This window comes from Marinimicrobium alkaliphilum (genome assembly GCF_003259155.1).
Lineage (GTDB): Bacteria > Pseudomonadota > Gammaproteobacteria > Pseudomonadales > Cellvibrionaceae > Marinimicrobium_A > Marinimicrobium_A alkaliphilum.
The window spans coordinates 78221-102869 of the sequence record NZ_QGMQ01000008.1; the positions used below are offsets into that span (position 1 = coordinate 78221).

General features: G+C 59.1%; 15 protein-coding genes. 9 read left to right on the plus strand and 6 right to left on the minus strand.

Going from position 1 to position 24649, the window contains the following annotated elements:
- Nucleotides 1–134: 134 nt before the first annotated feature.
- Nucleotides 135–3266, plus strand: coding sequence for a TonB-dependent receptor (locus DKW72_RS13485; RefSeq protein WP_111642904.1), 3132 nt, complete (start codon nucleotides 135–137; stop codon nucleotides 3264–3266).
- A gap of 60 nt (nucleotides 3267–3326) precedes the next feature.
- Here DKW72_RS13485 and DKW72_RS13490 read toward each other — a convergent pair whose 3' ends face one another.
- The 3 genes from DKW72_RS13490 to DKW72_RS13500 all read right to left on the minus strand — a co-directional run bounded on the left by DKW72_RS13490 (nucleotide 3327) and on the right by DKW72_RS13500 (nucleotide 8040).
- Nucleotides 3327–4181 carry an SMP-30/gluconolactonase/LRE family protein gene (locus tag DKW72_RS13490; protein ID WP_111642905.1) on the minus strand — a complete coding sequence of 285 codons (855 nt, stop codon included), beginning with the start codon at nucleotides 4179–4181 and terminating at the stop codon, nucleotides 3327–3329.
- Between the two features lie 2 nt (nucleotides 4182–4183).
- Entirely contained in the window at nucleotides 4184–6637 is a 2454-nt protein-coding gene (locus DKW72_RS13495) for a beta-N-acetylhexosaminidase (RefSeq protein WP_111642906.1), read from the minus strand.
- A 221-nt stretch (nucleotides 6638–6858) separates the two neighbouring features.
- Nucleotides 6859–8040 carry an amino acid deaminase gene (locus tag DKW72_RS13500; protein ID WP_198411361.1) on the minus strand — a complete coding sequence of 394 codons (1182 nt, stop codon included), beginning with the start codon at nucleotides 8038–8040 and terminating at the stop codon, nucleotides 6859–6861.
- Nucleotides 8041–8223: 183 nt separating this feature from the next.
- On the opposite strand from DKW72_RS13500, the gene DKW72_RS13505 reads away from it, so the two are divergent.
- From DKW72_RS13505 to DKW72_RS13525, 5 genes are read left to right on the plus strand one after another with little or no spacing between them, the layout of a single operon-like run.
- On the plus strand, nucleotides 8224–9090 hold the full coding sequence (locus DKW72_RS13505) for a MurR/RpiR family transcriptional regulator (protein WP_111642907.1): 867 nt from the start codon (nucleotides 8224–8226) through the stop codon (nucleotides 9088–9090).
- A gap of 23 nt (nucleotides 9091–9113) precedes the next feature.
- Nucleotides 9114–10553 (plus strand): N-acyl-D-amino-acid deacylase family protein, encoded by a 1440-nt coding sequence (locus tag DKW72_RS13510; protein WP_111642908.1) that lies wholly within the window; start codon nucleotides 9114–9116, stop codon nucleotides 10551–10553.
- Nucleotides 10554–10580: 27 nt separating this feature from the next.
- Nucleotides 10581–10967 carry a RidA family protein gene (locus DKW72_RS13515; protein ID WP_111642909.1) on the plus strand — a complete coding sequence of 129 codons (387 nt, stop codon included), beginning with the start codon at nucleotides 10581–10583 and terminating at the stop codon, nucleotides 10965–10967.
- A gap of 5 nt (nucleotides 10968–10972) precedes the next feature.
- The gene (locus tag DKW72_RS13520; RefSeq protein ID WP_111642910.1) at nucleotides 10973–12427 is read left to right on the plus strand and encodes a sodium:solute symporter family protein; all 1455 of its coding nucleotides are present in this window, start codon (nucleotides 10973–10975) and stop codon (nucleotides 12425–12427) included.
- Nucleotides 12428–14029, plus strand: coding sequence for a glycoside hydrolase family 18 protein (locus DKW72_RS13525; protein ID WP_111642911.1), 1602 nt, complete (start codon nucleotides 12428–12430; stop codon nucleotides 14027–14029). It begins immediately after the preceding gene.
- Between the two features lie 51 nt (nucleotides 14030–14080).
- Here the strand turns inward: DKW72_RS13525 and DKW72_RS13530 are convergent, their stop codons facing one another.
- Both DKW72_RS13530 and DKW72_RS13535 read right to left on the minus strand, forming a co-directional pair.
- Nucleotides 14081–15799 (minus strand): bifunctional protein-serine/threonine kinase/phosphatase, encoded by a 1719-nt coding sequence (locus DKW72_RS13530; RefSeq protein WP_111642912.1) that lies wholly within the window; start codon nucleotides 15797–15799, stop codon nucleotides 14081–14083.
- 2 nt (nucleotides 15800–15801) lie between these two features.
- Nucleotides 15802–17277 (minus strand): NarK family nitrate/nitrite MFS transporter, encoded by a 1476-nt coding sequence (locus tag DKW72_RS13535; RefSeq protein WP_111642913.1) that lies wholly within the window; start codon nucleotides 17275–17277, stop codon nucleotides 15802–15804.
- Nucleotides 17278–17654: 377 nt separating this feature from the next.
- Here DKW72_RS13535 and DKW72_RS13540 point away from each other — a divergent pair, with 377 nt between their 5' ends.
- Nucleotides 17655–20081, plus strand: a complete 2427-nt coding sequence (locus tag DKW72_RS13540; RefSeq protein WP_111642914.1) for a TonB-dependent receptor — start codon at nucleotides 17655–17657, stop codon at nucleotides 20079–20081.
- 73 nt (nucleotides 20082–20154) lie between these two features.
- Nucleotides 20155–21588: a 5-methyltetrahydrofolate--homocysteine methyltransferase gene (locus DKW72_RS13545; RefSeq protein ID WP_111642915.1), complete on the plus strand. Its 1434-nt coding sequence runs from the start codon at nucleotides 20155–20157 to the stop codon at nucleotides 21586–21588.
- Between the two features lie 441 nt (nucleotides 21589–22029).
- Here the strand turns inward: DKW72_RS13545 and DKW72_RS13550 are convergent, their stop codons facing one another.
- Complete coding sequence (locus tag DKW72_RS13550) at nucleotides 22030–23139, minus strand: MipA/OmpV family protein (RefSeq protein ID WP_198411362.1); 1110 nt, start codon at nucleotides 23137–23139, stop codon at nucleotides 22030–22032.
- 163 nt (nucleotides 23140–23302) lie between these two features.
- Here DKW72_RS13550 and gabT point away from each other — a divergent pair, with 163 nt between their 5' ends.
- Complete coding sequence (gabT, locus tag DKW72_RS13555) at nucleotides 23303–24586, plus strand: 4-aminobutyrate--2-oxoglutarate transaminase (RefSeq protein ID WP_111642917.1); 1284 nt, start codon at nucleotides 23303–23305, stop codon at nucleotides 24584–24586.
- The last annotated feature ends 63 nt before the right edge of the window (nucleotides 24587–24649 follow it).

The following is a 24649-nucleotide window of genomic DNA, read 5'->3' on the forward strand; positions in this document are numbered from 1 at the left end:
TTCGTTGTGTAATTACTAACAAGGTTGTAGGCAGAGGCAGCGGTACTGAAATGGACCTGTGTTCAGTGAACACCACTGACACGGTTCCAATACAACCTGGGGCAAAAAAACCGAAACTGGGGAGTTAAGACGTCATGCGACAAGTGTTCAATAAAAAACTGCTAAGCCTGGCCGTGTGTAGTGTAGTTGCCGGAGTCTCAAGTCCGGCTATCGCGCAGGGTGATCAGGATATGGTGCTGGAAGAGATTGTGGTCACCGGTATGCGCAACAGCCTGCGCAATGCCCAGGACCTCAAGCGCGAAGCCAGTACCGTGGTCGATGCCATTACCGCATCCGATATCGGCGCGCTGCCGGATAAGAGTGTCACCGAAGCCTTGCAGCGGGTGCCCGGTGTCACCATCGAGCGCTTTGCCGCTTCCGATGACCCCAACCACTTTGCGGATGAAGGCACGGGGGTGCTGATCCGGGGTTTGGATCGCGTGCGCAGTGAAATCAATGGGCGCGATGCCTTCAGTGCCAACCCGTTTGGTGGATTGAATTTTGAAGACATTCCGCCGGAGCTGTTGGGCGCTGTTGAGGTCTACAAAAACCAGACTGCAGACATGATTGCCGGCGGCGTTGCCGGCACGGTCAATCTGGTGACCCGCAAGCCGTTTGATAGCGATGGACGGGTAGCGGGGTTCACGGTCAAAGGGAACTATGGTGACCGTCGCGAAGAATTCAGCCCGTCAGCATCGGCCCTGTTCAGCGATATCTGGGAAACCGATATCGGTGATTTTGGCTTCCAGCTTTCGGCTTCCCACTCTGAACTGCGCACGACGGGTGACGGTATTGGCGTCGCCAACTTCTATTCGCGCGGTGATTCCTTTATCAACGTGCCGCCGGCCTGGGATGCCAGCGGCGAGGTGCTCGGCTCGCCCGCGCCCGACTCGCCCGTTGATGGCCCGGCCGTAGCCGGGCAGGAACCGGGCACGGTGGTTCATATTCCTGGCCAGTTCTCGCTGCGGCGCGCGGAAAACGACCGCGAACGTACGGGTTTTGCCGGTGCGCTTCAATGGCGCAATGTCGACCGCACCATTCAGACGACTCTGGAGTATGTCCGTTCAGATGCCTCGCTGACCTATCGGGAAAATGTTCTTGGGGCACAGGCTCAGGGGTTTGACGCTGCGATTCGCGTTCAACCCAATGTCGGTACAGCGGTTGAACCCACCTACGACGCCAATGGCTTCTTTACCAGTGGCATCATCACGGTTAACAACGATCACCCTTTCCAGGCGTCAACCCGCTTTAACGAGACGGAAACCTCGGTTGAAGATCTGTCGTTCAATGTTCAGTATAACCCGACGGATCGTGTGACCCTGGAACTGGATGTTCAACGGGTCGAATCCACCGAGACTGTGACCAACAACGGTATCAACCCGCGCTACTGGGGGGGCCTTGGCAGCGCCTATCTGGATCTCACCGGTAGCTACCCGTACATTGAGTTCTTGAACCATGACCGCATGATCGATCCCCAGGAAGAACCGCACTGGTCGGAGTTTGAAGCGCCTGATTTTTTACTGGCGAGCGGTCTTGATCAACATGTGGACTCCAAGGGAACGCTTGATGCCTATAAGTTTGACCTGGAATATGATCTGGATCATGACTGGGCACGCAGCGTGCGCGTCGGTGTCTATCACTCCGACCGTGAGTTGGTGGTGCGCGATACCGAGTATGCCAACTGGGGCACCTTCAATATTCCTTGGGAGTTGGCTTCCGCAGTCAATGGTGACTACCGCTTGATCACCGAGGAGTTTGAGTCACAAACCTGGAATAATTTCTTCAAGAACGGTCATCTGGGAGGGGGCAACGAATTCCTGTTTATCAAGATGGAAAGTGCTGAAGATTTCCTCGGCTTTGCACGCCGCAGCTGTGAAGAAGGTTTTAACACCGGGGCCTTTGGTGGCGGTGCGAACAATGAGAACGGCCAGAACAACCCGAATTGCTTCCTCGCTTCTCAGGACATGGGTGGCCGGATTGCCGAGGGCTCGCCCTTTGCCCCCCACGACGTGACCTCGACCAATGAGACCCGCAACGAAGCTTACGTGCGCTTTGACTTTGCTGATGATTCCCTCGACACGCCTTACCGCGGTAATGTGGGCTTGCGCTACGTCAACTATCAGCTCGAGTCCACCGGGTTTGTTGTTCTGCCGGATTTGGGGGGTGAAGGGTCCGACTTTATAGCGGATGAGCGTCCCAATCTTGCCGCCTTCGCGGACGGTCAGGGGCAGCGGACCACGGTCAGTGGCACCGACTACACCGCGGTTTTGCCGAGCTTCAACCTGGCAGTTGATCTGACCGATGATGTGGTTCTGCGCTTTGGTGCCTCGCAAGGGCTTTACTTCCCGACGCTGCAGAACACCCGCAACTCGCGTATCGTCAATCTCGGTTGGAACAACATCCGGGAAGAGGAAGACGGGCCGGTGGTCGGCATTGATAATGTTCAGCTCAACGGGACCGCGCGTAACCCCTTCCTGGAACCGGAGAAGTCAACCAATCTGGATGTGAGTACCGAATGGTACTTCGCCGATACCGGCTCCGTGTCGCTGGCGCTGTTCTACAAGAACATCGACAATCTGTTCCGCGAGCGGCCGTTCCGTGCCGAGGTTGAAAACCCGCGTACCAATGTCTCCGAGGAGGTCTCCTTCACCGGGCCAGCCAACGACGGTTCCGGCTCGATCCAGGGCTTCGAGTTTTCCTACACCCAATTCTTCGATGCATTGCCGGGTGCCTGGAGCGGTTTGGGTATGCAATTCAACTACACCTTTATTGATCAGAATGATCTCGAAGACCCGGAAAGCAGTGCCCTGCTGGGTGAGGTTCGCTTTGACTCGGCGGGTAACCCCGTGAGCGATGACCGCAACAGCTTCCGTGCGTTCACCGATCTGCCGCTGCCGGGTTATTCGGATCAGAACTTCAACCTGGTGGGCATGTATGAGTACAACGCGATCTCCGCGCGTCTCGCCTACACCTGGCGCTCGGACTACCTGGTCACCCGTCGTGACTCCAACGAGTTTGCACCCATCTATGCCAAATCCAGCGGCTATCTCGATGGTTCTATTTACTACGATATCACCAGCAATGTTCAGGTGGGTTTTGAGGCGAGCAATATCCTTAATACCATTACGGAAACTCAGGCGCAGTACAATCAGGAAGGTGTGCGTACCGATGCATTGAACTTCCGTACCGACCGGCGCTTGGCGTTGAGCCTGCGCGCGAGCTTCTAACCCCGCGATACCCTATCGCATTGCCTTGGGGCGTGCCGGTTAACCGGCACGCCCCTTTTTTTACTCAACGGTAAAGGTTTCGATGGCGCCGCGCTGTTGCAGGGTGACATAGACTCGCGTGGATTCATTTTCCTTAAGGGCCAGATTGGTGGGGTGCTGTCCCTGAAGCGGGAAGCGATTGATGACCTCGCCCTCCGGTGACAGGACGGTGATTCGACCGGCGCCGTAGCGGGCGATGTAGAGATTGCCTGTGCGATCGGTTTTCATGCCGTCCAGGCCGTAGTCGTCGAACTGATGGAACAACTGTTTATTGCTTATATCACCCTCGGGGCTGACATCGTAAACCCACACTTTCCGCTGTACGCTTTCGTTGACGTAGAGCCGGGTTTCGTCGGGGCTCAGCTCAATGCCGTTGGTGGTACCCATGCCGCACTCCAACAGTACGATTTCACCCTCGGGGCTGATGCGCCACAGTTGACCGGAGTCGGTTGACCAATCAGGATCGCTGGCATAAATCATTCCTGAGCGGGACACGGCAATGTCGTTGGGCTGGTGCATGGCGGGTTGGTGATACGTGTGGCGAATGGCCCGGGACTCAAGATCAATCACGTGGACATTATGGCCGGTGTAGTCGGCGACCAGCATGTCGCCTTCGGCATTGAAGCGAATGGCGTTACCAATACTGCCCTCGGGCAGGCGCATGAAGATGTCGGCTTGCCCTTGGGCGGAGACAACTCCGATTGTCCCCTGGGTTTTCAGGTTGGGGACATACAGGCGCCCATCGGGTCCGAACGCTGGACCCTCAATGCCGTCGGTAAAACGCCCGGCGTCGATGTAGTCCTGCGTGGGTGGATGGGCATGGCCGGTGTGTATCGCCGCGAGCACACCGAGTGCTAACAGGTGTTTGGGTTTCATAGTCAATCCTCAAGGGTGGGGATATCGTCCAGGAGACGTTCAATCGGGTAGGCCGCGGGAATCACGATTTCCGCCTCTATGTTTTGGGCCGCGCGCAGCTGTCGGCGGGCGGCCTGAATGGATTCGCGATCAAGTGCCAAACCTTCTTCCAGCACGTCCAGTAGCGTCAGCCCCCAACTCGTGGTTGTTACCACACGCTGGGCTTGTGGTTTGAGTGCGCCGGGGTCACCTTCCTCGGTGACTTGTTCAATCAGCGTGCGGGCGTTGTCCAGCCAGGCCTGAAGGGTTGCACGGGCGGCGTTGCGCTGCACCGGCTCACGCCAGCGTGTCAGTTGCCGGGCCAGGGTCTTGCCGGGGTGGCTTTCCACCGGCAAGGTATCCACCAGGCGATCCAGAGGGTCGCGCCGGGAGTAGGTTTCGTAAGCGGACTTCTCGTGATGGCGATGGTAATAGTGCGCAGGCTCCAGGGCGTCACTCAGTAGCCGCGCGCGTTCCCGCTGGCTGGGTGGTAATAATTGCGCGCGCAGGGCTTGGTTCTGCTGCTTGTGCTGCAGCCCAAGGGACTGCTCGGCCCAGGGTGACAAAGCCATCAGCCGCTCATACATTGCCTCTGGATCGGTAAGCGACTCGCTTGACCACAGTCGCTCAGCGACGGCAAAGGTGCGCGGCCACAGGCGCAGATCAATATGCCGCTCGTCCACGATTTCCGACCAAAGCGCGGCCTCGCCACCCAGTACAAAGGGCAACTGCTGCGCGCGAATAGACGGTGTGGGGATTGGTTCGGGAACGGCCGTTCCCGGGAGTGCACTGCCCGCGATAAGTTTGCCACTTGCCTGGTAGGGCGCGTTGCCAAAGACCATGTCACCGCCCAGACTTTTTCCGTCGCGCTCGATGCGCCCGCGCACCGGCCCAGCCCAGGTATCCACGTCGAAATAGAGGATGCCTCCGGCCCGCTCGAGATTCTGCAGGTCCTCACGCGAGCGGCCGGCAAAGTCGATGACGCCGCGCAAACTACCCTTGTCGTTTTTGATCAGCGTAAAGCTGCCAGTGATGGGGGCGCCGCGTTTGCGCGGCAGCTTGAACGACCAACTCTCCCAGTACTCGTCGGCGCCGGGCTGTGCGTCAACCTCGGGTGCTCGGGGAAAGATGGGATTGCGGTAGTGGTAGTCGGTGTACTGGGGCATGTCCATGTAAAAACCGGTGGACAGAATGGCGGGGTGGCCCTGGTTGGCGATTTCACCCATGGAGTCGGGGCCGCGCCAGGATTGCACCGCCGCGCCTTCGGGCAGATCCGGATGCAGGATCTCGTCCCAGCCGATCATGCGGCGATTGTATTGCGCGAGTATCTCCGCCAGCCGCCGATTGAAGTAAGCGTGCAGATCGTCGGCAGTGTCGAAGCCCTCGCGCGCCATAAAGGCGACGATCCTGTCGTTGGCCAGCCAGTCACGCGGGTCCACTTCGTCGCCACCGATGTGTACATATTCAAAGGGGAACAGCGCCGTCAATTCCTTGAAAATTTTGTCGGCAAAAACGTACACGTCCGGGTTGACCGGATCGAGCAGTGGCGTGTGCACACCCCAGCGATCTTCCATGGTGTAGGGGCCGGGCGCGGCCATCAGCTCGGGGTAGGCAACACCGATGGCACTGCTGTGGCCGGGCATGTCGATCTCGGGTACCACCTGAATACCTCGCGCCAGGGCGTAGTCGACAATGTCCCGAACCTCTTCGCGCGTGTAGTAGAAACCGTCGGACGCTTTTTCATGCAGCCTGGGGTAGTGGATCGACTCCAGGCGCCAGCCCTGATCATCGGTCAGGTGCCAGTGGAAAATATTGAGTTTGGCGGCGGCCATGGCATCGATCTGACGCTTGACGGTGTCCACCGAAAAGAAGTGCCTCACCGAGTCGAGCATCAGCCCGCGCCAGCGAAAACGGGGCCAATCCTCAAGGGTCAGTTGCGGCAGAGTGATGTCGGCCAACGGCGTCTCGGCCGGGTGGTGACCCAGCAGCTGTAACAGTGTTTCCAGACCGTGATTGACACCCTGATAGGTCGCTGCCCGCAACACAATACGTTCGCCCTCAATCACCAGGTGGTAGGCCTCCCGGTCTTGAGTCAACAGGTCGAGCGTCAGCGTGTCCGCCGCCAACAGCGGATCCTGCTCGCGCTCCAGCTCGATGACCAGCGCGGGGTACGCCGACGACGCCGGCTCCAGCGTCAGGTAATGGTGCGTCTGCCGGGCGAAGCGTTCCCGAAAACGTTCTAGCGCCGCGTCCACCTGGGCGTTCTCGGGGGCGCTGACCGCCAACCGGGGCTCCGCCCCAAAACGCCACTCGCCATCGCCGCGCTCAATTGTCTGGGGATAAGGCATCAGCGTCAGTCTGCTGTCGCTGTCGGCGTGGGCGGATACGGTTATCAATATCAAAGCAGCGAGTGCCACTTGAAAGAATGGCTTTATCATTAGATTCCCTACAAGTTCCAGTGTGGCACAAGCCGGAGTCAGGTATCCCTTTCCGGGACCGTCTGCCGCTGGACGACCCACAGGGATGTGGGAAGTGTCCCGAAGCGCCGGGAGCGCGCAGGGACCGGCGGCAGTCGAGCCCCCAGGGATGGGTTTACGGCGTGTCCCGGAAAGGGATACCTGACTCCGGCTCTCTGATACAGACACCAAAGCACGAGCCTTTAGAAACACGTCGGCACTTCTTCAATCACGTTGTAATCGTCGTCGATCATCACGATCTCCCGCCACTTATCAAATGTGAGACAGGGGTGGGAGGTGGCGAGGGCGATGATGTCGCCCACGCGCAGGTCGTGATCGGTGCGGGTGTGCATGATGCTGTGCTGATCCATGATCTTGACCAGTTGCCAGTCCGCCGGCGCCGTGCGCGCCTGGCAGTCGGGGCCGGGGCGGGCGTGCAGGACCGGTTGGGGCAGGCCGGCATCGAAGGCGGCGTCACGCTTGCCCAGGGTCAGGATGGCCATGCCGGGCTCGGGCAGGGATTGCACGTAGGCCCAGACCTCCAGGCTGGATTGCAGGTCCCCCGGTGCCGGGCAGTGACCCCCCAGGCGGGCGCGCACCTGGGCCTGGGCCTGGGCGTAGATGCCCTGATCGTGAATCAGGTAGCAGCCCGGGCGGAGGACCGGCAGCAGGCGCGGGTCCCCGGTGCTGCCAAAAATGTCGGCGACCAGGTCGTACCAGGCAGAGCCCGCGCCGGTGAGGATGACCTGCTCCGTGTCGAACCGGTCCTCCGCCAGTAGGCGCAGGGTGAGATCGCGCACGCGGGTCAGGTGCTGCCGCACGGCGATCTCTGGCTGATCGCCGCGCACCATACCTTCATAGGTCTCCACGCCGACAAGCTGCAGTGCGGGCTGTTGCGCGACGGCCTCGGCCAGGGTCAGCACCTCATCGGCGGTGCGACAGCCACACCGGCCACCGACAACCCCCACTTCGATCAGGACAGGCAGCACCTGCTGGCGGGCAGCGAAAAACCCGCCCAGTTCGCGCACGTTGTCGACGTTGTCCACCAGGCAGTAGAGCAGGGTCTCGGACTGGGTCAGCAGCTCGCTGACCGCCGCCATATTGGCTCGTCCGACCAGTTGATTGGCCATCAGAATGCGCCCAATTCCGGCGTCCGCGGCGGCCTGTGCCTGAGATACGGTGGCGACGGACAGACCCCAGGCACCGGCGGCCTTCTGCCACTGAAAAAACCTGGGGGTCATGGTGGTCTTGCCGTGGGGCGCCAGGACTACGCCCTTGTGGTCGGCGAAGGTCTGCATCCAGTGCAGATTGTTTTTCAGGCGTGACTGATACACCACCGCAGCGGGAAGAGGGATGGCCTCGTGGAGCAGGTTGCGGTTGTGCATAAGGAGTCCCTTTTCGGATGGCGGTCTGTTACTAAGTACCATATTGTATTTAAAGTTATTGAAAATAACAAACATGGTGTCTATACTGCAAAAGGTTCAGTAGTATTCTCGCTTTGAGAGCCTGTCCGCTGGTGCGGGTGAAGGCGAGACTTATTCACTGTTCACTCTAAAAGGAACGACGCCGTGAGTCATGAACCGGATATCGTATCGCGCATCAACAATTTTTACGGCCAGCTGCGCGATGCCGAACAAAAAATTGCCCGCCTGATTCTCGATGATATCAGTTTTGCGGCTCAGGCCAGCATCAGCGAGCTGGCCCGCAAAGCGAAAGTGAGTGAGGCGACCATCACCCGTTTCGCCAAGGCGGTGGAGTGCAAAAACGTTCGCCACCTGAAGCTGTGTCTGGCCCAGGCCGAAGCGGTGGGCGATCGCTTTTACACCGATGTCAAAGCCGAGCCGCGGGGTATTTACAGCGTCTATGAAGACATCAAGGCCATTCTTGATCACAACGCCGGATTGCTCACCGAAGCCGTGGTAGACCCGGCGGTAGAGACGCTGGCCAAAGCGCGCCAGATTCTGATTTTTGGTGTCGGCGGTGGCTCTACGGTAATGGCCCAGGAGTGTCAGCATCGCTTCTTCCGCTTGGGCTTTCCTGCGACCGCCTACTCCGACCCGATGCTGATGCGCATGGCCGCCTCGACCATTGACAGTAGCGATGTGGTGATGTGTTTGTCGCTCGGGGGCTACAGCCCCGATGTCGAGGAAGCCGCAGCCATTGCCAAAGAATACGGCGCTGAATTGGTGGGGGTGACGGTTGCAGACTCGCCTCTGGGAGCGTTGCTCGATCACCTGGTACCGATCGAGACCATGGAAACAGATTACATTTTCAAACCCAGCGCGTCCCGTTACGCCATGCTCGCGGCCATCGATATTCTGGCCACCGAGCTGGCGGCAAAGCACAAGCGCAAAAGCCGTGAAGCCTTGCGGCGCATGAAGCACACGCTGGATAACCACAAGCACGGCAGGGATCGATTGCCCCTGGGTGACTGAGATGAAGGGTTTATTGGTACGGTATGAGTTATGACACGGTTATCCGCAATGCCCAGGTCGTCGATGGCCGCGGTGTCGATATTTTCACCGCTGATGTGGCGCTTAAAGATGGGCGAATTGCCCGTGTTGCTGAGAACATTGAAGCACCTGCGTCGGAGATCGTCGAAGCGGGAGGACGTTACCTCGCTCCGGGCTTTATTGATGTGCATACCCATGACGACCTGGAGGTCATCAACAATCCCGACATGCTCGCCAAAACCAGTCAGGGCGTTACCAGTGTTATCGTCGGTAACTGTGGTATCAGTGCCAGTCCCGTACGCCTGACACGCGAGCCGCCCGACCCGCTTAACCTGCTGGGTGATCAAGGCGACTTTGTCTATTCACGCTTTTCAGATTACGTTCGAGCGGTAACGCTGGCGAAGCCCTCGGTGAATGTGGCGGCGCTGGTCGGCCACACCGCGCTTCGCAACAACCACATGAAAGATCTCACGCGCACGGCCAGCGTCACTGAGCTGAGTGCCATGAGCGCCCAGTTACACGATGCTCTTGCCGAGGGGGCCCTGGGGATGAGTTCCGGCCTGGCCTATGCCAATGCCCAAGGGGCCGATATCAACGAGGTGTTGGCTCTGGTAAAAGAGCTGAAAGTGTTTGGCGCCATTTATACCACCCATCTGCGCACCGAGTTCGATCAGATTATCGAAGCGCTGGGGGAGGCGCTGGACACGGCGGCGAGTGCCCGGGTGCCGCTGGTGGTGTCGCACCTCAAGTGTGCGGGAAAAGGGAATTGGGGTCGGAGTACGGAAGTACTTGCGCATCTGGAAGCCGCAGCGCACACCCAAAAGCTGGCCTGTGATTGCTACCCCTATTCGGCGAGTTCGAGCACATTGGATTTGAAGCAGGTCACCGGTGACAGCGATATTTTTATCACCTGGTCGCGCCCTCATCCCGACCAGGGTGGGCGTCCGCTGGCGGACATTGCCCGGGACTGGAATGTCAGCCTGCTGGCGGCGGCCGAGGCTCTGCAGCCGGCCGGCGCCGTTTACCATTGCATGGACCCCGAGGACGTCAGGACCATACTCAAGCATCCGCTCACCATGGTCGGCTCCGATGGCCTGCCCAACGATCCTCATCCACACCCCCGGCTTTGGGGCGCCTTTCCCCGTGTTCTGGCACATTACTGTCGGGACGAGGGGTTGTTCGATTTACCTACCGCGGTGCACAAGATGTCCGGCCGTTCAGCCGCAGAGTTCAATTTGACAGACCGGGGTCTGATTGCCGAAGGCTACTACGCCGACCTGGTGCTGTTCGATTGGGACAAACTGGAATCACCCGCCAACTATTTACAGCCCGTTCAGCGTGCCCGGGGCATCGAATCGGTGTGGGTGAACGGCGTTCTGAGTTATCAGCCTGACCGGGAAACCCCCGGGCGAGCGGGGCAGTTTTTGTACCGGAAAAATCAATAATACGAAACCTGAATGGAGAAAATAACAATGACCATCACACGTTACGGTGCCGGCGGTGGTGTCGGCACGGGCGGACAACACCTGCCTTTTTCTCGCGCCACGCAAGCCGACGGCTGGCTCTATGTTTCCGGGCAAACGCCCATGCGCGATGGTGAGGTCGTGGAGGGCAGTGTCATCGAGCAGTCCCAGCTTGCGATCGACAACTGCTTTGCCATTATGCGCGAGGCTGGTTACACCGCTGAACATGTGGTGCATGTCACGGTGATACTCACTGATGCCCGCTACTTTTCATCGTTCAATAAAGTGTTCAAAGCCAACTTTGGCGATCACCCACCCGCGCGCATCTGCTCGGTCTGCGACCTGGTAGTGGACTGCAAGGTGGAAGTGGGGTTGGTCTGCTACAAGCAGAGCTGAGCGCTATGACGACGAATCTCTTCCTGAGCGCATTCGGCACCTACATTTTCTTTCTGATTCTTCTGGGCTGGTTTGTCTCCAGAAAGCAGCGCGGTGGTCAGGACTTTCTTCTGGCCGGGCGCAGCCTGCCGGTGTTTCTCATCATCGGGACGACCCTCGGTACCCTGGTGGGAACCGGCTCGTCCATGGGGGCGGTGGGCTTTGGTTACGGGTTTGGTTGGGCGGGTGTGCTCTATGGCATTGGCGGTGCCATCGGCATTCTTCTGTTGGCGTTGCTGTTTGCGCCGGTACGTAGATTGCGCTTTATGACCATGAGTGAGGAGTTGTCCTACTATGTGGGCGCTCACCCGCTGGTGAAAAATATTGTCGCTGTTCTGATTCTGCTCGCCTGCATTGGCTGGCTGGGAGCGCATATTCTCGGGGGCGGTCTTTATCTGGCCTGGATCGCTGGCATTGACCTGGCGTGGGCGAAGACGCTGGTGGCTCTTGGTTTTGCGATCTATGTGATTGTTGGGGGTTACCGGGCAGTGGTCTGGACCGATACCTTGCAGGCGATTGTGCTGTTCTTCGGCTTTATCCTTATGGCCGGTTTCGCCCTGCATCAGGTTGGTGGTTGGTCGGCACTTGTCGCCGCCCAGCCTGTCGTCAACCGGTCGTTTCTGGGAATGCAGGCGCTGGGCTGGTTGCCCAGTCTGTCGCTGGTAGCGGTGATAGCGGTGGGGGTGCTGGCGACGCCGTCGTTCCGGCAACGGATCTATTCCGGGCGCAGTGTGCGCTCGGTGCGGCAATCTTTTGTGGCCACAGGGATACTCTATCTGTTCTTTTCGGTGGTGCCGGCGATCATCGGTATGGCGGCATTTGCACTCAACCCCGCGCTGGAGAACCGCAACTTTGCCTTTCCCTTTCTCGCCGTGGAAGTGCTGCCCCTGTGGATTGGTCTGGTGGTGTTGATCGCCGGTTTGTCGGCGACCATGTCCAGCGCCAGCTCGGATGCTATCGCCGGCGTGTCAATTCTGATCCGCGATGTCTTTTCATTGCTCGCCGGTCGGGTGCCCAGCGCCGACAAAGTCATACTCTTTTCCCGGATCGGACTGGCCCTGGTCATTGGTGTCGCCTGGTTGATGGCGATGTTGTCCGACGACCTGATCAGCTATATCACCCGGATGATCGCCACCCTGATGGCGGGCATGTTTACCTGCGGTTTACTGGGGCGCTTTTGGCCGCGCTACAACTGGCAGGGCGCTATCGCTTCCTTGCTGGTTGGGGTGTCGGCATCGCTGGCTATGATTGTTTCCGGATTGGACGGTGTGTGGGGCAACCCGATCATTCCGGCTGTGGCGTCCGCGCTGCTCGCCGGCGTTGTGATCAGCCTGATGACGCCGGCCCAGGCCTTGAGCAACGAACAAGCGCTGGCGCGGATCAGTGCCGAGCGCGACACAATGGAACGGGGAGAGTACTAAATGTTGAAGCGAATTTTTTGGGTACTGATGACTGTAACCCTGGCGGCCTGTTCTGGACAGGAAGACGCGCTCGTGGCCATCGAGGAAGCGCCGGCCGACCATGAGCGGGTTATTGTGGGCTACATTTTCAATCCGGATGCGCAGGTGGACCCGGATACCATTGCGGCGGAAAAGCTCACCCATATCAACTACGCCTTTTCCAATATCGAAGATGGCGAACTGGTGGAAGGCTTTGCCTACGATGAGCAGAACTACCGGCAGTTGCAGACCCTCAAGGCGCGCAACCCGGACCTGAAAATTCTCACGTCGGTGGGCGGTTGGACCTGGTCCGGCGGCTTTTCCGATATGGCGCTGACCGGGGAGACGCGCCAGCGTTTTATCGACAGCGCGCTGGACTTTGTACGCCGCCACCAACTGGACGGCATCGACATCGATTGGGAGTACCCCGGTTTGCCCGGCGCGGGCAACGTGCACCGACCCGAGGACGGCGTCAACTTTACCCTGTTGCTGCGCAGCCTGCGCGAGCAGCTCGACGAGCTGGAACAGGAACTGGAGCGGCCGCTGTTGCTCACCATTGCCAGCGGTGGCTTTCCGCGCTTCCTGGAAAAGAGCGATATCGCCAACTGGCAACGCTACCTCGACTTTATCAACATCATGGCCTACGACTACAACTTTCCCACCGACGGTAATCGCACCGGCCACAACGCGCCCCTGTATGCGCCCGAGGGCGATGTCATGTCTGCCGATCAGGCCGTGCGCGATCATCTGGCCGCCGGTGTGCCGCCGGAAAAGCTGGTGCTGGGCGTGCCCTTCTATGGTCGTCACTGGGTCGCGGTTGACCCGGACAGTGCCGGACTCGGCCAGGTCGGCCATACCGGCGACTTCCCCTACGGCGACACGGGTTACCGCAATCTGGCGGAAAACCTGATCGATCAACAGGGCTTTGAGCGGCACTGGGACCCGGTCGGTCAGGTGCCCTGGCTCTGGCACGAACAGGAACGACTGTTTGTCAGCTACGACGACCCCGAGTCCATGGCCATCAAGGCCCAGTATGTGCGCGATCAGGGTCTGCGGGGCATCATGTTCTGGCGCTACGAAACCGACCACAACAACGAGCTGCTGAAGGCGATTTACGCTCATCTGATCGCTGACGCGCCGGAAGCTCACGGGCAGATCAATACCGAAAGTCTTATCGGCACCTGGCAGCTATTGGAGGAAACGATACGTTTTGGCGACGAGGTTATCGTAACCTTTGACGCTGACAGCCGCGAGATGATCAAAATATTTAACGACAGTCACTTCGCCTTTGTCAGCAAAGGCGAAGACCGAGAACCCTTTGCAGGACTGTCGTTGACCGATCAGGAGAAGGCGCGCGCATTTGACAATTTTGGCGCGGGTGGCGGTCGCTACACCTTTGCAGACGGGGTACTCACGGAAAAAATCGGGTTCATGTCCTATCCCAATTACGAAGGCGAGCAGATTGCGTTCAAGATATCCTTCGAAGGCGACAGAATGATTCAGGAAGGACATTATCCCCTCGTGCGCCTTGGGTTGGCAGAAACGGACGGCTATCTCCACTCGGTCTTCAAGCGCGTACAGTAATAACCCGCGACTCGGGACCCATGGGTTCAGCGCCGAGAGGTTTTCATGGCGCTACCGCAACAAGTAAACCGTCAGCACAATCGTTACCACCCACCCAGCGGCTGCAAGCAGCTGCCAAAAGCGCAGCGGGTTGCGTTCCAGCAGCGGTTGGGCGCCGCTACTGACCCAGTGGGGGTTGGGCCGCTTGATGTCCGTCAGCCATTCAGACAGCGCGCTGTAGCGCGAGCCCGGGTGAATGCTCAAGGCTTTTTCCAGCGCCTTGTCGAGCCATTGGGGGATCAGCGGGTTGTGGCGGCTGGCGGGGATGTAGCGCAGGCGCTGGAAGGCTTTTACGTCCATCGCCTTGCTGTAGGCGTCGCCGTAGGGGCGTTTGCCGGTGAGCATCTCGTAGAGCAGTACCGCGAGGGAAAACTGGTCCGAGCGCGGGCCGACCTTGCCGCCGTAGCGGTACTCGGGCGCGGAATAGTCGAGGGTGCCGAGAATCCGGTCGCGCACAAAGGGCGCCCCGATTTCTTCCACGCCCGCGACCCAACAGGAGCCGAAGTCGATAATCACCGGCCCCTGTCGGCCGAGCACGATATTGTCTGGCTTGATGTCCTGGTGCAGGGTTTCTTTGCGGTGAAAAGCGCGGATGCCGCGCACCAGTTGTTCGATCAGCTGCACCGCATCGGGAATCGCCAACTGGCGGCGCTCCTTGATGACCTCACCCAGGGTTTGCCCGGGCACATAGTCCGTCAGATAGTAGAGGCAGGCGCGCGCCCGGGGCGGTTGAATCACCCGCACGACGTTGGGGCTGTGGATACGGGCTCCGATCCACGCCTCCATGGCGAAGCGCTCGATGTAGGCGGGGTCATCGCTGTACAGGGGCGAAGGGGTTTTCATCACCAGCCGTTGGCCCTGCTCATCGGTGACCTGATACACCTGGCTGCGATTGGATTCGTGCAGCACTTTTTGCACGGTCAGACCGTCCAGGGTGTCGCCCACCTGCAGCAGGGGCGGGAAGGGCAGTTGTGACAGCACCTGCATGGCGCTGTGTTCGGTGGGTATTCCCAGAGCGTCAATGTCCACCACCTGAATACTCAGGTTGTCTTCGCTGCCGGCATCCAGCGCTTCGGCAACGGCTTGTGCGACCAGCTCGTCGGGAGATGTCAGGTTGCGCACCAACCCCAGGAAGTCGGACGCCGAAAGGGTGTCATGAATGCCGTCGCTGGTGAGCACAAAGCGGTCGCCGGCCTGCAGCTCGCAGGTGAAGACATCAATTTCCAGCGCCGGATCCGCACCCAGGGCGCGACTGAGGTAGACGGTGTCGCGATCGATGCGCTGGTTGTGATCCCGGGTCAGTAACTCCAGGTCATTCTCGCGCAAACGGTATACGCGGGTGTCCCCGATATGAAAAATGGACGCGCTGCTGCCTTTGAGAATCAGGGCGGAAAAGGTGGTCAGGTAACCCTCGCCGTAGACGCTGTTCTGACTCAGCCCCCAAAGGCTGTTGTTGAGCGAGCGGATCACCCGCTCGGCACTCTGGCGGGTGCTCCAGGTGTCGGGGGTGGCATAGTAGTCGGTCAGAAAACCGGTAATCGCGGTCTGGCTGGCTTCGCGCGCCGCTGCGCTGCTGCTCACCCCGTCGGCCACCGCCACGGCGATGCCCTTGCTGGTCAGCAGGGCATCGTCCGGCAGGCGCGCGCCCACCGTATCCTGGTTTTCCGATTTACGCCCGGCGTCGCTCTGTTGGGCAAAGCGCACGCGCAGGCGTGATTGCAGATGTTGCAAGCTCAGGTCACCTCAATGCGTTGCACACTGCCGTCTTCCATCACTTCGGTGATATGGCCTTCGGGCTCGGTCAACTGTTGTGCGAGCACAAAAGCGACAGCGGCGGAGGCAGCAATAATCAGAAAGAAGGTACTGGAGTCCACAAAGCTGTAAATGGTCAGGTAGGTTACTGCGCCCACATTACCATAGGCGCCCGCCATACCGGCAATCTGTCCGGTCATACGGCGCTTGATCAGGGGTACCATGGCGAACACCGCGCCCTCGCCGGCCTGCACAAAGAAAGAGCAGAACATCACCGCCATCACGGCAAACACAATGGGCCAGCCAGCGTTGATCTGTGCCAGCATCAGGTAGCCGACCGCCAGGCCGGCGATAAACACGGACATGCTTTTGCGGCGGCCGAAGCGGTCGCTGAAAAAACCGCCGGTGGGGCGCGCCACCAGATTCATAAAGGCAAAGGCACCACCGAGCATGCCGGCCTGGGTCAGGGTGAGCTCGGTAAAGGTCTCAAGGAAGAAAGCGGGCAGCATGGAGACCACCGCCAGCTCCGAGCCAAAGGTGACAAAGTAGGACCAGTTGAGGATGTTCACCTGTTTGAACTCGTACTTGTCATGCTCGGGCACACCGTTTTTGAGCATGTCTTTGTTGACGCGGTAGATCTGACTGAACTGGAACACGAACAGGGCCGCGAGGACGACATACAGAATATAGGTTGTGGTTTCCGTGAGCAGGCCGATGTTGGTGGGCCCGAGGCGCCAGGCGAGGACGCCCAGAATGACATACATGGGCACATTCATGGCCACGTAGAACCAGAAATCTTTTTTACTGGAAACCTCCAGACCGCCGGATTTCTTGGGCTTGAAGTAGGTGGAGCCTTTCGGCGTATTGCGCGCGCGCCAGTAATAGAAGAAGCCGTAGGCGATGGCAATGACGCCGATGCAGCTCACCGCCGCGCGCCAACCCCCGTAGTTGGCAAATACCACCACGGCCAGCGTCGGCAAAAGAAAGGCCGCCGCCGCCGAGCCAAAGTTACCCCAGCCGCCGTAAACGCCTTCCGCCAGGCCCACTTCCCGCGCGGGAAACCATTCACCCACCATGCGGATGCCGATCACAAAGCCCGCGCCCACAAAGCCGAGTAAAAACCGCAACAGGGCAATCTGCTCATAGGTTTGGGCCATGGCGAAGGCGATACACAAGAGGCCGCCGCCGACCAGCAGGCCGGTATACACATGTCTCGGGCCGAACTTGTCCACCAGGATGCCAATGATGATACGCGCGGGGATAGTCAGGGCCACGTTGAGGATCAGCAGTGCCCGCCACTGGTCACCGGTCATGTCGAAGGTCTCGACGATCAGGGGTTTCAGTGGCGCATGGCTGAACCACACCATAAAGGAGAGAAAGAACGCGAACCAGGTCAGGTGTAAGGTCCTGACCCGCTCGGCGGAGAAATCCAACAGGTTCAACTTCGGTGATTGCATTGCTCGGTAGCCCTTGTCACTGAATTCATGGGTTCACGACCGGCCTCTTGTGTTGCACCTCATTGAGGCGGGTGCCTGGGACCGTCGTGGCTCACCTTTGGTGCAACATGAGGTGCATGCGCACTGCTGGGTGACCTACTGGCCTTGAGCAATAGTTGTGCCAGCTGTGAAAAGCAGCCCAAAACAAGGTGTTAGCCCGAGCGAAGGCTCGTCACTGGAGGAAAATCGGGTGAGTGTGCGCCAGTTTGGCGCCTCGATGACCTCTGCTGGTGCGCTCTTTGCGAACGCTTTTCTCGATGGCGGCGCTGTTATAGTATAACGATTATGTTATAGTATAACGCTTTGACGCTAACCCGATGTCGTGGAGGAAACGGATAGTGATAAAACGCAGTCTTTGTCTGGCAATGCTGATGGCGAGCCAGGCCGCCTGGTCGAATGAAGTGTCCGGTGTGGTGCGTGACGCCCAGGGCCAGCCGGTGCCCAACGCCCGGGTAGAGGTGGTCGGCAGTCACGTGCGTGTCAATACCGATGCCGAGGGCCGGTTTGAGCTCCAGGGCCTGGCTGCCGAGGGCGTTGAGTTGCATATCGAGGCGCCGACGTTTGCCCACCGGATTGTGCATGCCCCCGTATCCGATGGCACGCCGCTGGAGATTCGCCTGTCGCGTTCGGTGCTGGAAGTGATTGATGTCCGGGCACTGCCCTGGCACGCGTCCAAGCTGGAATCGGCGCGCCCGGTGGATGCCCTTGCAGGCGAGCAACTGCGCAACCGCCAGACCTCGACCCTGGGCGACACCCTGGCGCTCGAATTGGGTGTGCATTCCAATTACTACGGTCCCGTTGCCAGCAGCCCGGTGATTCGCGGTCTGGAAGGCCCGCGGGTGCTGATTACCCAGAATGGGCTGGGTGCGGGCGATGCTTCGCGTACCGGGCCTGACCATATGGTGGCCACCGAAACGTCCACCGCCCAGCAAATTGAAATCCTGCGCGGCCCCGCAACGCTTCTGTACGGCAGCGGCGCCATTGGCGGTGTGGTGAACGTGGTGGATGACCGGGTGCCAAGCGATAACGAAACCCGGGGTGAATGGCAGGCCGAGTACAACGACGTCGCTGACGAAAAACTGGTGTCCGGCAGCCTGACCACCGGCTTTGATCGTTTTGCTTTTCACGTCGATGGTTTCCTGCGGGAATCCAATGACTACAAGATTCCGGTCGCTGCGGAGATAGAGGACGATCACGATCATGGCCACGATGAGCAGGGTCATGGGAATTACCGTCTGGAAAACTCAGCCTACGAAGGTTCGGGCTTTAACCTCGGCAGTAGTTACCTGCTGGATAACGGTTTCGTGGGAATTTCCTACGGCCGACTGGAACGCACTTATGGCATTCCCGGCCACAGTCACGGTGAAGGCGACGACCACGGCCATGATCATGGTCACGACCACGGAAATGGTCAGGAAGACGAGGAAGATGTGTATTCCGACCTGGTTCAGGATCGTTGGCAGCTGCACAGTGAATTGACCCTGGACAACCCGATTTTCAGTGCGGTCAATACCCGCCTGGGATACACCGACTACACCCATAAGGAAATTGAACACGGCCAGGTGTTCACCACCTTCGATGTCACCAGCTATGAAGGCAAGATGGATCTGTTTCACCATCCGATCGCTCACTGGCGCGGTGCGTTGAGTCTGCAGTACAAATACGAGGACTACGTCGCCGAGGGTGCAGAAGCGTTCACGCCGCCCTCGGAAACCGAGAGTATCGCGCTGGCATTGGTTGAAGAGCGTCACTTTGGTGATGTGCAGATTCAATTGGGCGCACGCCTTGAGCGGGTAGAGGTCAAAGCCGATCAGGTTATCGTCGATATGGGTGGCCACGGGCATGATCACGATCATGGGCACGACCACGGAAATGAAGAAAACCTGCTCAACGTCTATTCCGTGAAGCATGTCTTTGAGCCCTTCTCGCTGTCAGCGGGCGCGGTTTGGGATTTCGCTTATGGCTATAACCTGGGTGTCTCCCTGTCCCATTCCCAGCGCGCGCCTTCAGCCGCTGAGCTTTTGTCTCACGGTGCACACATCGGCACCAATGCCTATGAAGTGGGTGCGCTCTTTGTGATCCATGAGGAAGGCGATGGCGATTACCATTATGACCTTAACCCCAATGTGATTGAGCTGGAAACGTCCAACAATATCGATATCTCCCTGCGTAAATTCGAGGGCGATATCGGCTTTACCCTGGGTGCTTTCTACAACCAGATCGACGACTTCTACTACCTGCAGGAAACCGGGCTCACTGCCGAAGCCGGCGGTGATCACGGACACGACCACGGTCATGACCATGGCGATGAAGGTTTTCCGCTGTACATCTACACGGCACGCGATGCTCGCCTCTACGGTTTTGAGGGCGAGTTTGTGTGGCAGGCCAGTGAGCCGCTCAAGCTGAGTGTGTTCAGCGACTACACGCGCGCCAACTTGCGTGACGGGGGCGATCTGCCACGCATTCCTCCGCTGCGGGTGGGCGGTCAGTTGAACTACCGCTTGAACAACCTGGGTGCCGAACTGAACGCCACCCACTACTTCGAGCAGGAAAAAATCGCTGCCCTTGAAAGCGAAAGTGAGGGCTACACACTGGTGAATGCCCAACTGAGCTATTACCTCACGGCTGCCGGCCAAGATATGACTTTTTATGTGCGTGGCAGCAACCTGTTGGACGAGGAAGCGCGCCCGCATACCTCATTCCTGAAGGATAAGGCCCCTCTGCCCGGTCGGGCCTTCGCGGCGGGCATTCGGGCAACATTTTAAGTATCGACTATGGAGGCCCGGCCCCGTCGGTCGGGCTTTGAGATTAACAAGCAATCTCTCAGGAGAGGAACGTATGAACAAACACGCTATTTCGTATCTGACTTACCCCGCCTTGGCACTAAGTGCGGTATTACTTACAGCCTGCGGCGGCAGCAGCACCAACATCATCGAACGTGATCCTATTGCCGACGATGATCATGACGACCACCACCATGATCACGGCGACCTCGGCGGCCGCTTGCTGATCTCCGAACACGACGACGATCATGTGTACGTGTATGACGTGGCGCACGAAGAAGTGATCGCTGAAATGCATCTGGACGGCGTACCCACCGCACTCTACGCGACCCCGGGCCAACGCTACGGCGTGGTGGTGCGCGGCGGCGACAACGGTCAGGTGAACTTTGTTGACAGCGGCCTCTATTGGGAAGACCACGGCGATCACGGACACATGCACGAGGGCGACCCGGCCCTGCTTGAACTGGAACTGTTCGGCGACCGCCCGGCCCACGTCACCAACGGTGGCCACCGCACCGCCATCTTCTTTGATGGCAATGCCGGTGCACCCGCCCAGGTGAAAGTGGTCAACGACCACGATATGAGCGCAACGCCGGCACTGCTGGAATACAGCGCCAACCAGCACGGTGCCGCGCAAGTGCGCAGCAGCTACCTGCTGTCCAGCATTCTCGACCACGAGGAAGAGTCCACATTGCCCAACCTGGTCGGTGTTTATCATCGCCACGACGGCATCTATGAGCTGGAAGAAACCCTGGATGTCGGTTGTCCCGGCTTGCACGGCAGCGCCCAGAATGCGCACCACATCGCCTTTGGCTGCACCGACGGCGTCCTGCTGATCGAAGAACACCGCCACGACAACAGCCGCGACTACCACGCCCATAAAATCAGCTCGGAAATCCGTATCGGTACACTCTTCGGCCACGACCACCTGGAAGACTTCGTCGGTGTTGGCGGCGGGGTACTGTATCGCGTGGCCACTGAAGGCGAAGGCAGCATCGAGCCGATCAACTGGACTGGCGAAGCGGACCTGCCCGTCGTGGGCAGCGTTGACTCGATTGTCTGGGGCGACCTGAGCGCGGTGGGCTACGCCTTTGCCGAGCACGGCGAGCTGTTCGTCATCCTCGACAACCACGGTGGCCTGACCGTGCTGGATACTCACGACTGGGACGTGGTCGGCGAGCGCCTGCAAGTGACTCACAGCCACTCAGCCCCGGACGGCCTGCGTTTTGAAATGACCGTGTCCGGCGACGGCCACTTCGTGTTCGTCACCGACCCGGCCGAGCAGGAAATCCGCGTTGTGGATATCGAAGATCGCGAAGTGTATGACACCTTCTCGCTGGACTTCACGCCCAACAAACTCGTCTGGCTCGGCGTCGTCACCGAAGAAGATGACCACGACGATCACGGTCATGACGAGCACGGCCACAACGATGACCACGACCATGAAGATGAACACGATCACGGCGATGAGCATGACCACGATCATTGATGGTTTTTTGAGCGCTTCGTAAGAGGGGCCGCGTACGACAGGGGGAAGGGTTTCGAAAACGCATAAACCCATCCCTGGGGCTCCCACGCGTCTTCCTGACGCGAGGGTTTCGAAACCCTTCCCCCTGCCGTCCGCTCAGTGCCTCCCCTCCACCTCATCACTCGTTTTGGGGTGAGTGGAGAAAAGAACGCTGAATTACCCGCACGCGCGGCGGACACATATCGATATGTGGGAAAAAAGAGCGCAGAACGATCCGCAACTGAGTAGGTAACTATAGGGGAATGCCTCTGAAACCCTCTCTTCAGGGATGAAGAGAGGGAGCTCCAGGGATGGATTCATGCGTTTTCAGAGGCATTCCCCTATAGTTACCGAATCATCCTAACGAAGCCGCAACCCACTTACGAAGTCCCGCATGCAGAGAACCCAAAACCGCAACGAACCCTAAAACGTATACGTCAACGCCATAAACCCGCGTGTCAAATACCGTCCCTCAACAATCGGCGAAGCCCCAATCTTAGAATCCAGCGTCTCATACGCCAAACTCACCGTCGCCATCCAATCCGGCGTCAACTCCAACATCGACATCATCCCCACCGACCAACTCATCGCATCACTGATGACATAGGCCGGGCGATCCTCCCGCGCCGCCGAAGCGGGCACCCCAAACTCATAATTCGCCAGATCACCATCCAGCCAACTCACCGCCACCGACGGCGCCAGGCGCAGCGTGCCAAACTGAAAACCGCGCGACAGGGACGCGCGCGCGATACCGGCGTCGATCCGTCCGAGCAAATCATGGGTATAGCTGAGTGACAGATTGACACCGGCAGGCAGGCGCGTATTCACCGCCAGGCCTCCGAACACCGTGGTCTGGCGATCGCCCAGGCCCATCAGTATGTCACTGTCATCCTCGTCATAGGCGCTGAAGCGCATCTCCGCGCGTGCTGCCAGGCGCACGCGATCCGACCCGTACACATTGACGTTCACGATCGGCCCCAGAAACTGCACCCGATCGCCGAAGTACACGAGGGTCGGAATCGGTTGCAGGCGCAGGGTATTGCTGCCCACGTACGGCGAGCTTTGCAGCGCCGTGCCGATGCCCACACCGATCTGCCCGCGATCGCCCAGAGGGCGGGCGAGGGTGAGGGTCTGCTCGACGCGCTCGTCAACGGACAGGCTGATTCGGGCGCGGCTGAAGCTCGGCGGCCCTCGGGGCGCGTAGTTATTGGACAGGGCGATAGGCTCGCGCGGAATGCCCACGAAGTTACGGTCGAGCACGCCATTGCGGTTCTCGTCGTGAAACACAATCAGCGCATAGTCGCCGGGTTCCAGGTCGGCGATTTCGAAAATCTGGTCGTGACTGTCGATGACGAAGGTCTCACGCACCAACGGGTCGCGAAATTCGCCAAAACGGGTGGCATCGTCAAATACCAGTGCGACCAGCTCGCCTTGGCCGGGGCTGTTGGTGAGGCTGAAGGCCAAAGTGGCGGCCTGAAGTTGGCCGGTAAGTGTGCTTAAAAGCACAAAAAAGGCTATGCTTGTCAGACGCATCGGGTCTCCTAGTGGGCAGGGCATCTAAAGCCGAGCCAAGTCCGTAGTGATGGTAGTTACCCATACGTGAGCCATCGCGCCTCAGTTTAGAGGTGTGGGATTCTTTTGTCTAAAACTCACGTCATTTCAAAGTAGTCAAACCGAATACCGGGGGAGCAACACTGTGAGTAATCAGGAATTGCAGCAACTGAAAGAGAAATACGTCGCTGCCGGGGCCGCGAGTCCCAATCAGCAATTTGCCGATCACGCACTCAATGCCGAGGTATGGGATGCCGACGGCAAGCGTATGATCGATTTTGCGGGCGGTATCGGGGTACTGAATATCGGCCATCGTCACCCGAAGGTGGTGGCAGCCGTCAAGGCGCAGCTGGACAAGGTGATGCACACCTGCCAGACCGTGATGCCGTATGAGGGCTACGTACGCGTAGCGCAACGTTTGAGCGAGATTACGCCGGTACGCGGGCACGCGAAAGTGATGCTGGCCAACTCCGGCGCCGAGGCGCTGGAGAACGCTGTCAAAATCGCCCGGGCGGCGACCGGTCGTACCAACGTCATCTGTTTCGATGGCGGTTATCACGGTCGCACCTTTATGACCATGGCCATGAACGGCAAGGTCAATCCCTACCAGGGCGATTTCGGCCCCATGCCGGGCAACGTCTACCGCGCACCTTATCCGGTGCCCTACCACGGTGTGACCGAGGAAGAAGCCATTCGCGGTCTGGAAATGACCCTGCGGACCGACTCCGGTCCCGCCGATACTGCGGCCATTGTGCTGGAGCCGATCATTGGCGAAGGCGGTTTCTACCCGGCGCCGGCGAGCTTCCTCAAGAAAATTCGCGAAATCTGCGACAAACACGACATTCTGATGGTGGTGGACGAGGTCCAGAGCGGCTTTGGTCGCACCGGCAAGATGTTTGCCATCGAGCACAGCGGTGTTGAGCCCGACATGATGACCATGGCCAAGAGTATGGCCGACGGTATGCCGATCTCTGCCGTGGTAGGCACCGACAAGGTGATGGACAGCTCCGGCCCCAACTCCCTGGGCGGCACCTATACCGGCAGCCCGGTCGCCTGCGCGGCGGTTTTGGCAGTCCTGGATGTGTTTGAGGAAGAGGATATCCTGGGCAAAAGTCAGCGTCTGGGTGAAAAGCTCTCCGAGCGCTTTGCCCGCTGGCAAGAGACCTTTCCCTTTGTCGACAACCCGCGCGGCCTGGGCGCCATGGTTGCGTTCGAGCTCGTGGACAGTAAATCCTCGCACAAGCCGCGTCCGGATCTGGTGGCTGAATTGCTCAAATACACCAAGGAAAACGGCCTGATTCTGTTGAGCTGTGGCATGCACGGCAATGCCGTCCGCTTCCTGATGCCGATCACCATCGAAGATGACGTGCTCGAAGAGGGCCTGGCCATCGTCGAGGAAGGCCTGAAAACATTGGCGAAAAAGGGATAACCCCAAAAACCGCTATCGCTTGCGGTTATAACCCTAGAGCAAATAACTATTTTGCCTGGGGCG